Origin of the sequence: Cutibacterium modestum (assembly GCF_008326345.1) — a bacterium.
GTDB lineage: Bacteria > Actinomycetota > Actinomycetes > Propionibacteriales > Propionibacteriaceae > Cutibacterium > Cutibacterium modestum.
This window is the reverse complement of the sequence record NZ_BJEN01000001.1, coordinates 461,242-477,633: the sequence shown is the minus strand read 5'-3', so window position 1 is coordinate 477,633 and position 16,392 is coordinate 461,242. Positions and strand designations below refer to the sequence as shown.

The following is a 16,392-nucleotide window of genomic DNA, read 5'->3' as shown; positions in this document are numbered from 1 at the left end:
AGTCGCCCGTCTAGGCCCAGGCGAATACGCCGTAAGGGACTGCGTAGCTTTTTAATGGACGAAGGTGATTACCCCGGTGTCAATCGGCAACTGATTGAGGCGTCTTGGCTGGGCTAATCGGTGACGATATGTGCATCGGGATATCGGCAACTGTGCACGGTTGTTCTTTGTGGGGATGGTGGGCTAAGGCACACCCTGCCCCGGGTAGTGTGATCACCGTCCTGGCATAGGAGCCAGGCAATTGATCGACTAAGGAATGCGATTTATGAGATCTATCGAGCTACGCAGAACAGTCCTCGCTGTCTTCACCGCCGCCGCGATTGTGCTATCGATGACCATGGCGGTCGGTACTTCGTGGGCTACGGACTCGGGAATCACTCCTGATCACCCCGGCGGCGTTGCCGCTCCGCATAGTCCAGATGGCGTACCGTCGAATGGCACAGGACCACAGTTCCGCACCTGGCCCGTGGCCTCGCAGTACTCGCGTTGGCATGCGGGTGCAAATCCCAAGGGTGCTAACGACTTTACGTGTAAGCCTGCCCCGGGTACTCGCCCCGTTGTTCTCATCCCTGGCACCCGCGAGGATGCATTCGCAACATGGTCGTATTACGCACCTGAGCTTAAATCGGCTGGTCTGTGTGTATTTACTTTCAATTACAACATTCAAACCAACCCTGACCGAGAATGGGCAGCTACCGTCGGTGATATTCGTTCTAGTGCTGCATTTCTGGCTCATTATGTCGATAAAGTGCGAGCAGCGACAGGTGCTGAGAAGGTTGACCTCGTTGGTCATTCCCAGGGTGGAGGTCCTCTTCCTCGTGCTTATATCAAGTGGTTTGGAGGAAACCGGGTCGTCAACCACCTCATTGGCCTCGTCCCGTCGAACAAGGGCACAAGTGTCTACGGTCTAGTCACGTTGGCTGGCTTCGACCGACCCGGCAGTTTGAGCGCGCGAGCCCTACAGAGCTACGCAGATAGGCACAATTTCGAGTCGTTGCCACAACAGCTCGCAGGATCTACCTTCCTCGGTGAGCTCAATGATGGCGGGATGACTGCACCAGGCGTGCGTTACACGGTCATCAGTACCAAGTATGACGATGTCGTGACGCCATACACCAACGCATTCATCCGTCAGCCTGGGGTAACGAACATCACCATGCAGTCTGTGTGTGCCAAAGACCATACGGACCACTTCGGGTTCACCTACGATCCGGTTGCCTTCCAGGTCGTATTCAACACACTGCTTCCAAACAAAGCTAAGAAGATCCGCTGCGTCTACGTGCCGGGGTACATCCAGTGATCTTTGTTATTGCTTGATCGATGCGATGATTCCCGTGTGTTAGCGCTGGTTGCCGACGTGGCAGTCAGCGCTAATCCGATGTTTCGGGCGACCGCTAGCCTCGTCGGTGTGGACAGTGACGACCAGGGAAGACTGCGGGGGCAGGTCTGGAGTTGACACGTGACGCGACTCAACTCAGTAAAGCCCGTACTTTCCGTCCCACCGCCGACTCGTCGTGGTTGCCGATTATGGCGAATCCACGGTCGCGCAGTACCGGGTGAGCCCTTGACACAATGTAGGGGTGTCCGACTGTTTCCAGCATTGTGGGGTCATTTGGCATGTCGCCGAAGGCAGCCGCGTCGGCCGGATCGATGCCCAGATCGTCGCAGACCTGCCTCAACGCTGAACCGTTGGAGATCCCCGTCCGGCGACCTCTATCAGACCATCCGTTTTCGTTGCGGAAAGAGTTACTGTGCCACGGTCTCCGACGATGGGTTTGACGACCTGGAACAACTCGTCGCTGGGAAAGCCAAAGGTTCGCACTAGTAGCTTGACGATGCGGTGATCCTCTCCCAGGAAACTCTAGATTTGGCCCTCACCGTCCGGCGGGCCGCCGATCTGCCAGTGTCGAACCCTTCTTCGGAGAACTATTGGGTGGCCTCCTCGGTACAGAACAGTGTGTGCAGGAGTGCTTGGCGGATGTCAGAGACGATGCCGGCGACCTTCTGCGGGGCCATGTATACGTCGTGCAGAACCTTTCCGGTAGCGGCTCGACGCTCACCGCTCCGTTGGAAGCTAACAGTGTTGGGTGGATCGGTGGTCGGAATGGGTCGAGAACCGTCAGCCAGCGGTAAGGACGTCCGGTAGCGAAGACGACGTGTACGCCGGCATCTGCAGCAGCAAGTATGGCCTCGGTGTTTTCGGCACTGGGCATCTTGTCGGCTCCCAGAAAAGTGCCGTCCAAATCAGTGGCATGAGTGCAATCATCACAGTCTTCCTCGTCCAGTCGGAGATGCCGACGAGGTGCCGGAGCCTACGCCCGGCGACTGCATTGACGGAGTGCGCGACGGCAACATCGACGGATTATTCGACGGTGTGGGAGACTCGCTACGCCCTGTTGAGGGGGATTTACTAGCCGATGAGGGGGACTTACCCCTCGAGGGACTCGGCGACTGGCTGCCACTAGACGGCGACGTACTTTGCCCCGAACTCTGACCAGGTGTGGGACTTGACGAGCTACTTGACGATCCAGACGTCGGAACCGGGGGAGGTGGGGGAGAGGGGGGCACATTTTGGAATAGCAATACCGCGATGAGCAGACCCGTCAAGGCGATGAAAAGGGTGAGTAACCATGCAACCACGGTGGTCGACCAACCAGCTTTGTCGCGCCGACCTGGCCATGGTAAGGGCCAGGTACGGACCCGGCCAGCGGCAGTGTTGTCAATCCAGTGCAAACGGTAACTCGGACCACTTACCGGGGGGCCCAACAGAGTCGACATGTCGACGGCGCTGAGGATTCGTCGCGCCTCTGCCAGGGCAGCACGTGAGCCATCGTTGATCAGGGCGACCCAGGGGGTTAAAGACGGGCCACTATCTTCGGGGCCAGTGACCGGGCGGTACAACCCGCCGAGCCGGCCTGTGTTCTGTCCGGCGCCACTGCGGGCAATGACAGTCTCAGAATGGAGATGGTTAACCTCTCCTGCAAGCCGGTCCCACGATGCGGGATCACTGGCTGCGCCGTGAGACAACACAATGACCAGGAGGGCTTGGCCCTCGTCGTCGTGGGCAGCAAATACCGTGCCTGACGGCATCGTTAAGAGGCGGGCGTCGAGCCAGAATTCGTCAACCCGCGGTGGGTCAGACGGTTGCAGGGGTAGTGCCTCAGGAGGCCACGGATTACTCAACATCGTATACCATCTCACCACATTTGGACCACGACCTCCGAACGGCAGGTGTTCGCCTGGGTTGGTTCGCGCTGTTCTTGGGCTGTGGCACTGTCACGGTATCGTGAGAGCGGGCCCGTCGCGGGTCGTGCGCAAGCCAGGCAGGAGACGTTAGTGAGCACCCAGCACTACTCGGATGGTCAGGACATCGGCAAGGGTAACCAGGACGCCCCGATGTCGAACGACGAGGCAGCTCGTCTCATTGGTCAGGCCATTGGGCAAGTACAGCGGGTTATCGTTGGCCAGGAGCGCATGGTCGAGCAGCTCATGGTTGGGGTGCTTGCCAAGGGCCACATCCTCCTTGAAGGTGTTCCAGGTGTCGCTAAGACCCTTGCCGTACGCTCCTTTGCGACCGTTTTGGGCGGCGGTTTTGCACGAGTCCAGTTCACTCCTGACCTCGTGCCTTCTGACATTGTCGGTACCCGCATCTACTCGGCATCAAAGGAAACCTTCGACATTGAGCTCGGGCCAGTCTTCGTGAACTTCGTGCTCGCTGACGAGATCAACCGAGCTCCCGCAAAGGTGCAGTCGGCGATGCTTGAGCTCATGGCTGAAAAACAGGTGTCGATTGCCGGGCAGACCTTCCCCGCACCTCACCCGTTCAGTGTCATCGCTACCCAGAATCCGGTGGAATCCGAGGGTGTCTACCCGCTCCCCGAAGCTCAGCGCGACCGCTTTTTGCTCAAGATAGACGTTCCGTACCCGCGTGGAAACGAGGAGTTCGAGATCCTGCGCCGGATGAGCGTCAAGGCTCCCCAGCCTCAACAAGTATTGACGCCTGAGGCTGTTGTGGCCCTGCAAAATATGGCCTCCGACGTTTTCGTACACAACCTCGTCGCTGAATATGTCGTACGCTTGGTGCTGGCCACCCGTAATCCTGGCGACTTTGGAATGCCTGACCTCGCCAACGTCATCCAGATTGGTTGCTCTCCTCGAGCCACCCTTGGCCTGATTGCTGCGGCTCGAGCCTTGGCTCTGGTCCATGGTCGCGACTACGTCCTTCCGACCGACGTTCAGGCCGTTGCCGTCGATGTCATGGCTCACCGCCTAGTGCTCAGCTTTGACGCTATCGCTGACAATGTGTTCGCTTCCGACGTCATTGAGAGGGTTGTCGCCATGGTTCCACCGCCCACCCCGGTGTGGAACGAGGAGCAGCACCAGACCGCTCAACACAACGGCTGCGACAATCTAGGCCAGTACCCTGCTCCGACGGCCCCGCCTTCCCGGTCCTGAGGCGTCCGCTATGACGCGACCGATCTTCCGCGATCCGCAGCCACCATCAGTGGCGCAGACGCTGGTGAGCTCACCCACTGGGGCGACTCTGCCGCTCAATCAGCTTGCGCCGGAGGCAGCACTGCGGCGCCTGGAACTCACGATTGTGCGTCGATTGGAGGGATTCCTCCATGGTGACCACCTGGGTCTGTTGCCTGGGGCTGGGGCCGACGTCAACGACGCCCGACCTTACGAACCCGGTCAAGACGATGTGCGCATGATGGATTGGGCGGTCACAGCCCGCACTACCGTTCCACATGTGCGCGAGACCATTGCTGACCGTGAGCTCGAGGTGTGGGCACTTCTCGATGTCACCGGTTCCATGAACTGGGGCACGGTGTCCATGACGAAACGTGATTTGGGTATTGCTGCTATTGCGACCATCGGTTTCCTCTCCCAGCGCATGGGGGACCGCTTTGGCGGGCTCATTATGCGCCCTGACTCAGTGCGCCGCCTGCCTGCCCGTTCCGGGCGAACAGCTCTCTATGGATTGCTGCGTTCAATGCTCACTGAGCCAATTGTCGCCGACAACGCTCCTGGACAGATGACTCTGGCCAAAGGCATCGAAAATCTCGCTGCTTCGGCGAGGCGTCGCGGTATGAAAGTCGTTGTTTCTGACTTCCTGTCTCCCGGTGACGACGCTCTGGATCCCAACGATCGCCCAGAGTGGGAACGGTCCTTGCGCCGGCTGTCGGTGCGAAACCAGGTGCTGTGCATCGAAGTCGTTGACGCTGCTGAGCTGGACTTTCCCGACGTGGGTGACGTCATGGTCCGAGACCCAGAAACGTCCTTCGCCCATTACGTCAACACCGCCGACAAGGCCACTCGAGAGCGGATGAACGCTGCTTCCCGGGCTCAGCGTGAGCGCATCTCTGCGGCCATCCGGCGTGCGGGGGCCGGACACATTCAGCTGCGTACTGACTCCGACTGGGTTACCGATATTGCGCGATTTGTCCTCGGATACCGGCGTACTGCTGCAATCTTGCATCAGCCGCCTCAGGGGGTGACGAAGTGACGCCGCTCTTCCTCGGCCTACCCGAGGTCAAATCACCGTGGGTGCTGTGGCTCCTGCTGCTCGTCCCGGTGCTGCTGGTCTTCTACATCTGGGCCCTGCATCGCAGCCGTTCCACGGCGATGAGGTTTACCAATACCGCCATCCTGGGCGCGGTCATGAGCAAGCAGCCGCAGTGGAAGAGGCATATCGCGGTCGCCGCCGCTCTGCTGTGCCTGGCAACCACCACTGTTGCATGGGCTCGGCCGATGGGCATCGAGCAGGTGCCGCGCGATCGCGCCACCATCGTTGTTGCCCTCGACTCATCCTTGTCGATGAAAGCTGACGACGCTTCACCCAATCGTCTCGCTGCGGCTAAGGCTAAGGCCAAAGACTTCGTCAATAGTCTTCCAACCGGCTTCAATGTCGCAGTGGTGAGCATTTCCGCGCATCCGGAGATTCGGATGCCACCGTCGACCGACCGACCCACCGTGCTGCGCGCTCTTGACGGCATCGAGTTGCAAGATGGCACTGCGCTGGGCGAGGCCATTGACAAATCCCTTCAGGCCGTCAAGATGGCACCCGGCGGGTCTAAGGATCGGGTTCCAGCCGCCATCGTCATGCTCAGTGACGGGGGTAATACCCAAGGGGGTTCCCCGCTAGTGGCTGCCACCCACGCTGCTGCTGCCAAGGTTCCGGTGTACACCATCGCCTTTGGTACCGAAACCGGGTATGTCGATCTTGACGGGCAGCGAGAGAGGGTCGCACCCGATACCAAGCTCTTGTCTGATGTCGCCGACCGTACTGACGCCAAGTCGTGGACCGCTGACTCGGCGGACAAGCTCCAGGAGGTTTATAAGCAGGTGCACTCCTCGGTGGGTTACGAACCGGTCAGAAAAGAGGTGACGGCGACGTGGGCTTTCTATGCCTTCTGCTTCGCCGTCGTCTCTGGGTTGGTCACGTTGTCAGTGGTGGTGAGATGGCCATGATGACCCTGATTGCTTTCGGGCGCCCCGGGCGACTGTGGTGGTTCCTGGTGCCGGTGATCTTCCTCGCCGTCTACTTGATAGTAGTGCTGTGGCGTCGCCAGCCACACCATGGCGGTAACGAGTTAAAGCGATTGCTGCCTAACTCGCGGCCGTGGAGGCAGCATGTGACGATGGGACTATCAGTACTCTCGATGGCTACCATGGTGCTGGCATTTGCCCAACCAAAGGCCTACCACAACGTGCCAAGAGACCGAGCGACCGTCGTTGTCGCCATCGACGTGTCGCGCTCAATGGTGGCGACCGACGTTGATCCCTCCCGACTTTCCGCTGCGAAGACGGCTGCCAAAGACTTTCTGGGGGATTTGCCGCCACGGTTCAATGTCTCCTTGGTGAAGTTCGCGGCATCCTCTCAGGTCGTGGTACCCCCAACGACCGACCGTGCTGTGGTATCGACCGCGATCGCGAATCTCCAAGTGCTGCCATCTACCGCGATTGGCGAAGGGATTTATTCCTCTCTCAACGCCCTCAAGCTGGTTCCGGACGATCCGAAGCACCCTGGACAGAAGCCGCCAGCGGCGATCGTGCTCCTTTCCGACGGTGCAACCAATGTTGGGCGTCCTTCTCTCGAAGCAGCCAAGGAAGCCGGACGCCAGCATGTCCCGGTGTACACCATCGCTTACGGCACCGCGGGCGGATATGTCGTCGAGGGGGGTCAGCGTCAACCTGTTCCCGTTAACCACTATGAATTGGCGGCAGTCGCGAAAGCGTCTGGAGGCGAAAAGTTCTCCGCAGAGTCCTTGGGGCAGCTGTCAGACGTCTATAAGTCAATTGCTCAATCGGTAGGGTACGAGAAGGTTTTCGGGGAAGTGACTGATAAGTACGTCGGTGTTGCTTTAGCTCTCATGGTGCTGACGGCGGCCTCGGTCGTCAGTTTGTGTGCCCGTTGGCCCTAATCCGTCTCCTCGAGAGTAGATTCGTCGACGTTGCGGCAATAAGGAGTTTCCCATGAGTGTGGCTAACAACGTAGCGGCTGTGCGTACCCGCATCGATGATGCTTGCCAAGCTTGTGACCGAGATCCCGGTGAGGTGTCGTTGCTACCAGTCTCCAAAACCAAGCCTCCCAGCATGGTCGATGAGGCGTATCAGGCTGGCTATCGGCTTTTCGGTGAGAATAAGGTGCAAGACGCGCTCGCGAAGTCTGAGCTCATGGACGCTGATCACCCCGGATTGGAATGGGCCATCATCGGTGGTTTGCAGACCAACAAAGCCAAATACGTGGCCCGCTTCGCCGCCGAATTCCAGGCCCTCGACTCGCTCAAGGTTGCCCATGAACTCGACAAGAGGTTACAGCAGGAGGGGCATCAGCTACGAGTATTAGTCCAGGTGAATTCCTCGGCTGAACCTCAAAAATCTGGGATCGCTCCCGATGAAGCTGTCGAATTCGCTCGAGAACTGGCCGCCTTCGATTCTCTCGATGTGCGCGGCCTTATGACCGTGGCTCTCAATAGTCCTGATCAACAGGCCGTAGCAGACTGCTTCGACCTCGTCGCTGCCACTCAAGAGAAGCTGCGTCAGGAAGCTGGTGATATTAGCAGCTGGTCCGAGTTGTCCATGGGAATGTCAGGGGATCTAGAGATCGCCATTGCTCATGGTTCCACCCAAGTGCGTATCGGCACTGACATTTTCGGGGCTCGCGATCCGGCGCAGATATGGCGTCCGTGAGTCGGGTCGTCTATCGTTGCTGCTGGGTCCGTACCGCACCACGGCAGGGGAAGGCACGTGGTACCGGGAGGACGACCGTGGAAACGACACAGCTGGCCAGTGGAACTCTCTTCATTCACTCGGCTCCGACGGCATTGCGCAGCCATATTGAATGGGCCGCCGATGCCGCATTCGCTATGCCTGCACCGCTGCGATGGACTAACCAACCAGTTGAGCCGGGCACGTGGAGAGCAGAATCGGCGTGGCGTGGTGACGTCGCCGATGCTCGCAAGTTCATTTCCACGCTCGCCGCTTGGCAGCGGGTGCGTGTCGAGCTGACTGTCGAAGCCGGAGCCGTGCTGCATCGCTGGAGCGTCACCCCCGATCTGGGTATTTTTTCCGCGCCCACCGACGAAGCCGGTTCCGTCCTTGTTGATGAGATGAGGTTGCGTTCAGCGATCACTGCTTCGCGTCGCACAGGGCTTCGTCTCGACGATGAGATTTGCGACCTGCTGGGCGAACCGTGGGACGTTGAGCTTGAACCGTATCGAGCCTGTGACCCATCGCTGCAAGTTCCGTGGCTGTCCGTCGGGTGAGCATGGGTTGAGTGAGTTGCGTGTGCTCTTACCGAATACTCTGCCCATGGACAGGACACAGGCCATTGTGATGGTACTGGTTTCCGTTGTGGTAACCCCCAGATCACTGTAATCGCGGTAGTGGCCTCTCCCATTTCCCAGAGCGTGAGTTCGGCACCCTATGCGAATGTCGGGCGTCTCGACGGGAATCGTCCCGTCGAGAGGCTGGCAGTCGAGCTCTTCGAGTCAGTTGCCGAGAATCCGCACATGTTGACAAGCTATCCGGCAGCGGTGAGCGCACATGGGTCTTGGACAACTAACGATGATGAACTGAAAGGATGATGGACTGAAAAAGAACTGCCCAAATTACCGTGTACCTGTGGGCACAACGAAGGTCCGACTGGATTCTCGCGAACAAGATCTCTGATGGAGACAAGAATTCGAGGGTTTTTGCGCCGGGTACTGGTGACGGGAACCAGGCTGTTGCCGTGATAGCACGCAAAGGGAATCAAACAATAAGGTTCCACACTCAGGTTGATGTTCATCGGGGTAGTTGATTACGCCGAAAGACCTAATTCCAAGGATGTTGAGCTGCCTTTTCGACTACGGTGATGGTGGTTCGATGAGCAGACGGGCGATTCAGGGCAACGTTGCCATTCTTTGGGGAATCGAGCTGTCAGATGATGACGCGGGCGGTTTCGAGGATATCGATGATCATGGCATCGTTGAGGGGGCACGCCCTACTACGGCTATCACGGGCCCGACGTACAGAAGGGGAATTGGTCGATGATGTTGCGATGGGAGTCACCAATACTTACTGGCTTTCCCCGGGATGCCTGACCTTTCGCTTTCAGCGATGCCTCTCGTTCAGCGATGCCTCTCGATTTGGATATGAGGTCGTGACGTGGCGGATACCTGACGCCCTGCGGTGGTTGTTTGGCTTGGTGACCTCTCTCACGGCGAGCCACCGAAGGCCATTTATGCGGTTCCCGGCCCGCAGGGCAATCCCATCTGGTGACGGGGCCGTCACCAAGACTCAGCGGGTGGCGTTGGCATTGGTGAACGCCAAGGTGACGTTATGCCCTCCGAACCCGAAGGAATTGTTAAGGGCAGCCAGATCGCCGTCAGGTAGGTCGGTCGTTTCGGTGACGACGTTGATCCCTAAGTCTGGCTCGAGGTGGTCGATGTTGATGGTGCCGGGCACCCGGCGTTTCAGCAGAGCCATCACCGCTGCAAAGGACTCCAGAGCCCCAGCGCCACCCAAGAGATGACCGGTCATTGACTTGGTGCCGTTGACGAGTACCTGATCAGTGGCCGTACCAAGGACGCCGGCGATCGAGTGAGCTTCCGCAATATCGCCTAGTGGGGTCGAGGTCGCGTGGGCGTTGACGTGATTGATGTCGGTGGGTGACAGATCGGCTGAGGCCAAGGCCTTGCGCATTGACGATGTCTGGCCAGAACCTGTGGGATCGGGCTGGACGATGTCGTGCGAATCGGCCGAGATACCGGATCCAGCAAGAGTGCCGTAGATCCTCGCACCGCGGGCCTGAGCATGTTCAAGTGTCTCGACAACCATGATCGTCGCTCCCTCACCAATGACAAAGCCGTCACGGTCAACGTCCCACGGGCGCGAAGCGTGCTTAGGATCGTCGTTGCGAGTTGATAAGGCTTTCATCTGGGCGAAGGCAGCCACCGGCAATGGATGGATGATGGCCTCGGCGCCGCCGACGACAACAATATCGGCTCGTCCCAGACGGATCTGATCCAAGCCCAGCGAAATCGCCTCAGATGAGGATGCACAAGCTGAAACGGGGGTGTGGACACCGGCTTTGGCGTGCACCATCAGACCAATATTGGCTGCCGGGGCGTTGGCCATCAACATCGGCACGGTAAAGGGGCTAACTCGCTTGAAACCTTTATCCTTCTGAATATCCCACTGGCCGAGCAAAGAGTGCAGGCCACCAATACCGGTAGCACAGCACACCGCCAGGCGCTCTGGATCGATCCCGTTGGAGCCGGAATCGTCGGGTTCGGGAAGCTCCAAGCCCGCATCGGACCAGGCTTCTTTAGCAGCGACAAGGGCCAGCTGGCTCGAACGGTCTAGACGGCGGGCCTGTGGGCGAGACAGGTGGTTGGCCGGCTCATCGATCGCCGGGGCGGCGAATTTGACGGGAACGTCGTCAATCCAGTCAAAGTCGAGGTTGTGCACCCCGTTTCGACCTTCCAGCAGCCCCTGCCAGGTGGTGGGGGCGTCGGGTCCCAACGGTGTGGTGGCCCCGAAACCAGTGATGACGACGTCGCTCATGAATTCTCCAGTATCGGTGGATGGGTTATGTGGGCCGCAGTCCGGGGCCGGCGAGCCCCGGACGCCGTGGAAGTCAGCCCTGGTGCTCGATGATGTAGTTGACGGCGTCGCCAACGGTCTTGATGTTCTTGGACTCTTCGTCAGGGATCTCAACGCCGAACTTCTCGTCGCAGGCGTAGATGATCTCGACCATGGACAGCGAGTCGACGTCGAGGTCGTCAACGAAGGACTTCTCAAGGGTGACCTCGGACTGGTCGACACCAGTGATGTCATTGACGATGTCAGCCATGTCGGCAAGGATCTGGTCTTTGTCAGCCATGATGATTGTTCCTCTTCTTGTCGTTATCCTCGGGCTGTGCACCCGAAGTCTGTGGGTGTTTTCTCGTGATGAAGGTGGGGTTCAGGGGAGGCGGATGACTTGGCCGGCGTAGACCAGCCCGGCTCCGAATCCGATGATGAGGGCGAGGTCCCCGCTGCGGGCCTCTCCACGCTGAAGCATACGGTCAATGGCGATCGGCACGGATGCGGCGGAGGTGTTTCCCATATCCGCGATGTCGTGACATACCGTCACTGACTCAGGCAGCTTGAGGTGGCGGGACACGACGTCGGTAATCCGGTCGTTAGCCTGATGGGGGATGAAGACATCGAGGTCGGCGGGGGTGATTCTGGCCTCGGCGACGGCCTCGGCGGCGCGCTTGGCGACGTCAGTCATAGCCCACCTGAAGACCGCGCGACCTTCCATGCGAATGAGGGGGTGGATCTTGTTGGGATCAGCGCTAGCCGTCGGCCAATCCTCGAGCTCGATAGTTTTGAGCTGATCAGAGCGAGATCCCCACACCACCGGGCCGATCCCCGGCTCATCGCTGGCACCGATGATTGCGGCACCAGCCCCATCAGAAAAGAGGAAGGCGGTGGAGCGGTCGTCAAGATTCGTCATTTCCGAGAGCTTCTCGACACCGATAACGAGGACGTAATTCGCCGATCCGGTGCGGATCATCGAATCAGCCAGAGCGGTTGAGTAGCAAAACCCAGCACATGCGCCGTTGAGGTCAAACGCAGCAGCGTCACCCAAGCCGAGCTCCCGGGCGATGTAAGCCGCCAAGCTGGGGGAAGGACGGTGATGTGACACGGTCGCCACGATGATGGCATCGATCTGGGATGCCTCCAGTCCGGATCGCTCTAGGGCGGTACGGGCGGCCGTGGTGCCCATGGACGCCACAGTCTCAGAGTTGGTGGCCCAGCGCCGCTCGGTAATGCCGGTACGCTGTTCGATCCACTCCGGGGTGGAGTCGATGAGTGTGCACATCTCCTCGTTGGTGACCACTCGCGATCCGCGAGCTGATCCGGTGGACAGGAACTTCGAGTAGCCGTGGACGGGACGGGTCTTGATGGCCGTCATGCATTCTCCTTGCTGAAGTGAGTCGTGATGAACTCGCGGGCAGCCGGGATCTGATCGGGGGTATTGAGGTTGAACAGCTCAACCCCCTTGAGATTGCGTTTGGCGATACCAGTCAGAGTACCGGCCGGGGTGAGTTCGAGGAGGCCAGTAACACCGCGCTCAACCATAGTGTCCATGCAACGGTCCCAACGGACTGGATGGGCAACCTGATTGACGAGGCGATCGGCGAACTCGCGACCATCTGCGACGACGGCTCCGTCAAGGTTGGACAGCAGGGCCACCGTCGGAATCGTGGTCGGCATGGCAGCGGCCACCTCGCGCAGGTGATCGACCGCCGGCTCCATATGAACCGTGTGGAAGGCCCCCGCGACCGACAACGGGAAGAGTCGGGTACGAGACGGCGGCTCGGCTGCGAAAGCTTCAAGCTGTTCGACGGTGCCTGCGGCTACGATCTGGCCTTTGCCATTGTGGTTGGCTGGAGTGAGCCCAGCGGCCTTAATGGCGGCCAGCACCTCGTCGGTATCGCCCCCGATGACAGCAGTCATGGAGGTGGCAGTGCGTGACGCGGCCTCGGCCATGGCCCGACCGCGCTCGCGCACAAGAACCATGGCGGCTTCGGCAGAGAAAGCCCCAGCAGCAGCGCCAGCGGCAATTTCCCCGACAGAGTGGCCGGCGAGCAGGTCGGCCTGAGAGAAAATCTCGGGATCAACTGACCAGGCTGTGGCCAGCGCGGCGGCGACCAGCAGTGGCTGGGCAACCGCAGTGTCCTTGATGGTTGCCTCGTCGGAAGTCGTGCCATGGGTCACCAGATCGATATCTGCCACCGCTGAGAGCCACGCAAGGTGGTCAGAGAAGGTGGCGTCTGACATCCAATCCGACAGGAATCCTGGTTTCTGGGCCCCTTGGCCCGGAGCAACAATTGCAAGCACATCCCCACTGTGCCCCCTTGAAGGGCCGGACGCGAGACAGGGAACCGACGAAGTACCCACGGTGGTCATTGTGGGATCCCCACAAATTGACAGGGGGGATCCTCCAAAAACGGGCTTTGTGGGCCGTCTTAGGTGCGATTCTCAGCTTCTCGTCGTCCCAGAACAGCAGCAATGACGTCATTGACCGGGGTATCGACGCCGACCTCGTCACCCAGCCCAGGGACGGCTCCCACCTGGGCGGCGTATTCGCTGGGGCGTCCAGCAAGGATGTCGCGCTGGAAGGAGGTTGTCGACGCGGGATCCTGCCCGGCAAGGGCGTGAGGTTCTTTTCGACGAAGTCGTCGGTGAGCCGGGCGCTGTGAGCGCGGGCCACTTGAGCCGTCTCGTCGATACACCGGGCGAAGACGTCGCGGTAGGTGCTAAGGAGGTCTCCCAAGGAGACGTCGAGTACTGCACCACAGGCGCCTTGAGGAACGACGGAACACATCTTCATCCACAGAGTGGTGGTGATATCCGCCACGTCGGGAGAGACGAGTCCACCCCTACAGCAGGCCTCACGCAACTCATTGATGATCTTGTTGGGGGAATCGTCAACGGTCGAGATCTCGAACATTCGAGGGCCTCCCAAGTCCATGATGAGACCTGGTTCTATGATCTTGACCCATTGGCGGCATACCCCTGGTGCCACGTGCTCGGGGCCAATAATCGCCGAAAGCTGACGCCATTTTGGGTAGTCACGACGAGGGTGTGGGGGCCCATAAGTGCTGGTAGGTAGGTGCGCGCAGCCTCTGCAACTTGGAAGGTCTTGGTGCACAGTAAGACGACGTCAACCTGGCCAATCTTGGTGGGGTCGTCAGTGACGGGCACGTTAAGAGTCAACTCCGTATTGCCGACCAGGCGCAGGCCATGCTTGCGGATGGCGTTGAGAGTCTTGCCGCGTGCGATGAAAGAGACGTCCATCCCAGCATTTGCCAGAGCGGCCCCGTAGAAACCGCCGATGGCTCCGGCTCCGATGACTGCGGTTTTCATGACTCCTCCGTATCCTTGGCGGTTACGTATGTCGAGACAATGGCTTGTTCCACCGATTCTTTAGCATGGGGCAGTGTCGCTGGTAGCAGCGGAATCTTCATGGCTGCTAGGGTGCGTTGCATTCCCATTCCGGCGTGGGTGGCGACGCACGCTCCGATGTTGTGCTCACGCAGGAAGCGAACGATGCGGGCGTGGTGGCTACCTTCAGTGCCCTCATCATGGAGGCGGTCCCACTCAACCTTAAAGGTGTGCCAGTCGGTGACGTGACCGTCGTTGTCAACCTGTGCGACGGCTACCATAGGTGCCTTACCGAATCGTGGCTCCGCTGAGCCGTCCGGACGAACGGGGATCATGACGTTCATAATGAGAGCCTAGCTCCCACGATGGCGAGTTCGGTGGCGGAAGCGACCCGATGCGGTGTGCTGAGAGGCGCAGTGGCGGCCGTGAGCTGTAGCGTTAGGGTCTTGACCGGGCAATAGGCGCTCGGTTGAAGTTTGCAATTCAGTTTTAGAGAAAGCGGTTTTATGGCGTCGAATGGTCATGCGCGCGTAGAGATGAAGCCTGGTGATTCCGGGTCAGCTGGTGCGACGGGAAATAGTCAGACGAGCCGGGCCGTCTTCATTGCGGTGACGGCAGCAGCCCTGGGAATCACTTATGGTTATGATATTTCTAATACCGCGGCCGCTTTGCAATTTGTGCAGCGAGACTTTGGTATCTATAGTGCCATTAACACGGCCTCCGTGGTAGGTCAAATAGCAGGTGCCATTCTTGGCGGCCCTATGGCTAATGCTATCGGACGTAAGAAGTCAATGCTGGTTATCGCGGCTGGATATACTATTTTCGCTATCCTGACAGCAATCTCTCCGTCCGCTGGACTGTTCCTTGCTATGCGGGTTCTGTTGGGTATCACCATCGGGCTTTCCATCACCGTCGTGCCGGTGTTTATCGCCGAATCCGCTCCGGCGTCGCGGCGGGGTGGGCTGGCAACCGCGTATCAAGTGACGTGCGTCGTCGGAATCATCTTGGGGTACCTCGTCGGGTATTCCCTGCTACCTACGGACACGTGGCGTTGGATTCTCGGTGTCGCAGCCGTCCCAGCATTTATTGTGCTCCTGATGCTTGTTCGCACCCAGGAAACTCCCTCCTGGTACATGCTCAAGGGGCGTGAAGATGAGGCTCGTCGCGCCATGGAGCGCATCGAGGTTGCTGAATTGGTTGAGCCGAGCCTCGATGAGATCCGCAACTCCTTGTCTTCTCGACCCTCTGGATCTGTGTGGGGGCGGTTGCGTGAGATGTTCCATGGGGGTATGGCTCGTGCCACGATCTTTGCTATCGTTCTGGGATTTTCAATCCAGATCACTGGAATTAATGCAACAATCTACTATGCGCCTGGAATCTATTCGCGAATGGGATTTACTGACACTGCGACAACCTATCTGGTGCCATCCTTGGTGCAGTTCCTATCATTGATAAGTGTTGTCATCTCGATGTTCGTTATTGATAAGGTAGGGCGTCGATTTGTTCTTATCACGGGAATATCTACGATGATCGTAGCGACTATCGTGCTCATCGTGACATATTTGGCGAGTGGTTTCGAAGGTGCTGTTACCGGTGTTATTGGCCTCGTTGGGATGTCCCTTTTTACTATGGGGTTTACCTTCGGTTTCGGTTCCATCGTATGGGTTTACGCGGGTGAGATTTTCCCGGCTCGCTACCGCTCACTCGGTGCATCCCTGGTGCTTACGGCAGACTTGATCGCGAATGCGATCACTGCCCAATTGGGAGCTGCGATGCTCGACGGTATCGGGCTGGCAGGAACATTCGGGGTCTACGGTGGGCTCCTCGTCGTTGCGCTGCTATTTCTGCTGCGGTACGCCCCGGAAACGTCCGGTCGCTCGCTTGAGGAGATCCAGGACTACTGGAACAACGGTGCTCGGTGGCCCAAGGCTGACTCGCCTTCGATGGGGTGAGTGCGAGATG

14 protein-coding genes and 2 pseudogenes are annotated in these 16,392 nt (G+C 59.0%); 8 read left to right on the top strand and 8 right to left on the bottom strand.

Annotated elements, in window-relative coordinates:
- Positions 1-265: 265 nt before the first annotated feature.
- On the top strand, positions 266-1,300 hold the full coding sequence (locus F1563_RS02370) for an esterase/lipase family protein (RefSeq protein ID WP_007433770.1): 1,035 nt from the start codon (positions 266-268) through the stop codon (positions 1,298-1,300).
- A 169-nt stretch (positions 1,301-1,469) separates the two neighbouring features.
- On the opposite strand, the pseudogene F1563_RS13440 reads toward F1563_RS02370, so the two are convergent.
- Together F1563_RS13440 and F1563_RS02355 are read right to left on the bottom strand one after the other, a co-directional pair.
- Positions 1,470-2,213: pseudogene (locus tag F1563_RS13440) on the bottom strand (HAD hydrolase family protein).
- A gap of 52 nt (positions 2,214-2,265) precedes the next feature.
- On the bottom strand, positions 2,266-3,186 hold the full coding sequence (locus F1563_RS02355; RefSeq protein ID WP_002527412.1) for a hypothetical protein: 921 nt from the start codon (positions 3,184-3,186) through the stop codon (positions 2,266-2,268).
- A gap of 81 nt (positions 3,187-3,267) precedes the next feature.
- On the opposite strand from F1563_RS02355, the gene F1563_RS02345 reads away from it, so the two are divergent.
- From F1563_RS02345 to F1563_RS02320, 6 genes are all read left to right on the top strand, one after another.
- The gene (locus F1563_RS02345; RefSeq protein WP_002527411.1) at positions 3,268-4,455 is read left to right on the top strand and encodes an AAA family ATPase; all 1,188 of its coding nucleotides are present in this window, start codon (positions 3,268-3,270) and stop codon (positions 4,453-4,455) included.
- Between the two features lie 49 nt (positions 4,456-4,504).
- Positions 4,505-5,509 (top strand): DUF58 domain-containing protein, encoded by a 1,005-nt coding sequence (locus F1563_RS02340; RefSeq protein ID WP_172623587.1) that lies wholly within the window; start codon positions 4,505-4,507, stop codon positions 5,507-5,509.
- Positions 5,506-6,474, top strand: coding sequence for a VWA domain-containing protein (locus tag F1563_RS02335; protein WP_002527409.1), 969 nt, complete (start codon positions 5,506-5,508; stop codon positions 6,472-6,474). Before F1563_RS02340 ends, F1563_RS02335 begins: the two co-directional genes overlap by 4 nt.
- The gene (locus tag F1563_RS02330) at positions 6,465-7,427 is read left to right on the top strand and encodes a VWA domain-containing protein (RefSeq protein WP_002527408.1); all 963 of its coding nucleotides are present in this window, start codon (positions 6,465-6,467) and stop codon (positions 7,425-7,427) included. The genes F1563_RS02335 and F1563_RS02330 overlap by 10 nt, the downstream gene beginning before the upstream one ends.
- 52 nt (positions 7,428-7,479) lie before the next feature.
- Positions 7,480-8,196, top strand: a complete 717-nt coding sequence (locus tag F1563_RS02325; RefSeq protein WP_007433775.1) for a YggS family pyridoxal phosphate-dependent enzyme — start codon at positions 7,480-7,482, stop codon at positions 8,194-8,196.
- Positions 8,197-8,273: 77 nt separating this feature from the next.
- Positions 8,274-8,771 (top strand): DUF3145 family protein, encoded by a 498-nt coding sequence (locus tag F1563_RS02320; protein WP_007433776.1) that lies wholly within the window; start codon positions 8,274-8,276, stop codon positions 8,769-8,771.
- 1,015 nt (positions 8,772-9,786) lie between these two features.
- Here F1563_RS02320 and F1563_RS02310 read toward each other — a convergent pair.
- From F1563_RS02310 to F1563_RS02285, 6 genes and pseudogenes are all read right to left on the bottom strand, one after another.
- Entirely contained in the window at positions 9,787-11,055 is a 1,269-nt protein-coding gene (locus F1563_RS02310; protein WP_002527403.1) for a beta-ketoacyl-[acyl-carrier-protein] synthase family protein, read from the bottom strand.
- 73 nt (positions 11,056-11,128) lie between these two features.
- Positions 11,129-11,374, bottom strand: a complete 246-nt coding sequence (locus F1563_RS02305) for an acyl carrier protein (protein ID WP_002513739.1) — start codon at positions 11,372-11,374, stop codon at positions 11,129-11,131.
- Positions 11,375-11,455: 81 nt separating this feature from the next.
- Positions 11,456-12,454, bottom strand: a complete 999-nt coding sequence (locus tag F1563_RS02300) for a beta-ketoacyl-ACP synthase III (RefSeq protein WP_002527402.1) — start codon at positions 12,452-12,454, stop codon at positions 11,456-11,458.
- The gene (locus tag F1563_RS02295; RefSeq protein WP_002527401.1) at positions 12,451-13,323 is read right to left on the bottom strand and encodes an ACP S-malonyltransferase; all 873 of its coding nucleotides are present in this window, start codon (positions 13,321-13,323) and stop codon (positions 12,451-12,453) included. Before F1563_RS02295 ends, F1563_RS02300 begins: the two co-directional genes overlap by 4 nt.
- A gap of 188 nt (positions 13,324-13,511) precedes the next feature.
- Positions 13,512-14,412, bottom strand: a pseudogene (locus F1563_RS13965) (2-dehydropantoate 2-reductase).
- On the bottom strand, positions 14,409-14,774 hold the full coding sequence (locus tag F1563_RS02285) for a NifB/NifX family molybdenum-iron cluster-binding protein (protein ID WP_002527399.1): 366 nt from the start codon (positions 14,772-14,774) through the stop codon (positions 14,409-14,411). Before F1563_RS02285 ends, F1563_RS13965 begins: the two are co-directional and overlap by 4 nt.
- A 162-nt stretch (positions 14,775-14,936) precedes the next feature.
- On the opposite strand from F1563_RS02285, the gene F1563_RS02280 reads away from it, so the two are divergent.
- The gene (locus F1563_RS02280) at positions 14,937-16,382 is read left to right on the top strand and encodes a sugar porter family MFS transporter (protein ID WP_002527398.1); all 1,446 of its coding nucleotides are present in this window, start codon (positions 14,937-14,939) and stop codon (positions 16,380-16,382) included.
- The last annotated feature ends 10 nt before the right edge of the window (positions 16,383-16,392 follow it).

Excerpts from the sequence above, each read along its gene's own strand:
- F1563_RS02370 (WP_007433770.1), top strand. The coding sequence starts at position 266 with ATGAGATCTATCGAGCTACGCAGAACAGTCCTCGCTGTCTTCACCGCC.
- F1563_RS02355 (WP_002527412.1), bottom strand. The coding sequence starts at position 3,186 with ATGTTGAGTAATCCGTGGCCTCCTGAGGCACTACCCCTGCAACCGTCT.
- F1563_RS02330 (WP_002527408.1), top strand. The coding sequence starts at position 6,465 with ATGGCCATGATGACCCTGATTGCTTTCGGGCGCCCCGGGCGACTGTGG.
- F1563_RS02325 (WP_007433775.1), top strand. The coding sequence starts at position 7,480 with ATGAGTGTGGCTAACAACGTAGCGGCTGTGCGTACCCGCATCGATGAT.
- F1563_RS02310 (WP_002527403.1), bottom strand. The coding sequence starts at position 11,055 with ATGAGCGACGTCGTCATCACTGGTTTCGGGGCCACCACACCGTTGGGA.
- F1563_RS02305 (WP_002513739.1), bottom strand. The coding sequence starts at position 11,374 with ATGGCTGACAAAGACCAGATCCTTGCCGACATGGCTGACATCGTCAAT.
- F1563_RS02300 (WP_002527402.1), bottom strand. The coding sequence starts at position 12,454 with ATGACGGCCATCAAGACCCGTCCCGTCCACGGCTACTCGAAGTTCCTG.
- F1563_RS02295 (WP_002527401.1), bottom strand. The coding sequence starts at position 13,323 with ATGTCAGACGCCACCTTCTCTGACCACCTTGCGTGGCTCTCAGCGGTG.
- F1563_RS02285 (WP_002527399.1), bottom strand. The coding sequence starts at position 14,774 with ATGAACGTCATGATCCCCGTTCGTCCGGACGGCTCAGCGGAGCCACGA.
- F1563_RS02280 (WP_002527398.1), top strand. The coding sequence starts at position 14,937 with ATGGCGTCGAATGGTCATGCGCGCGTAGAGATGAAGCCTGGTGATTCC.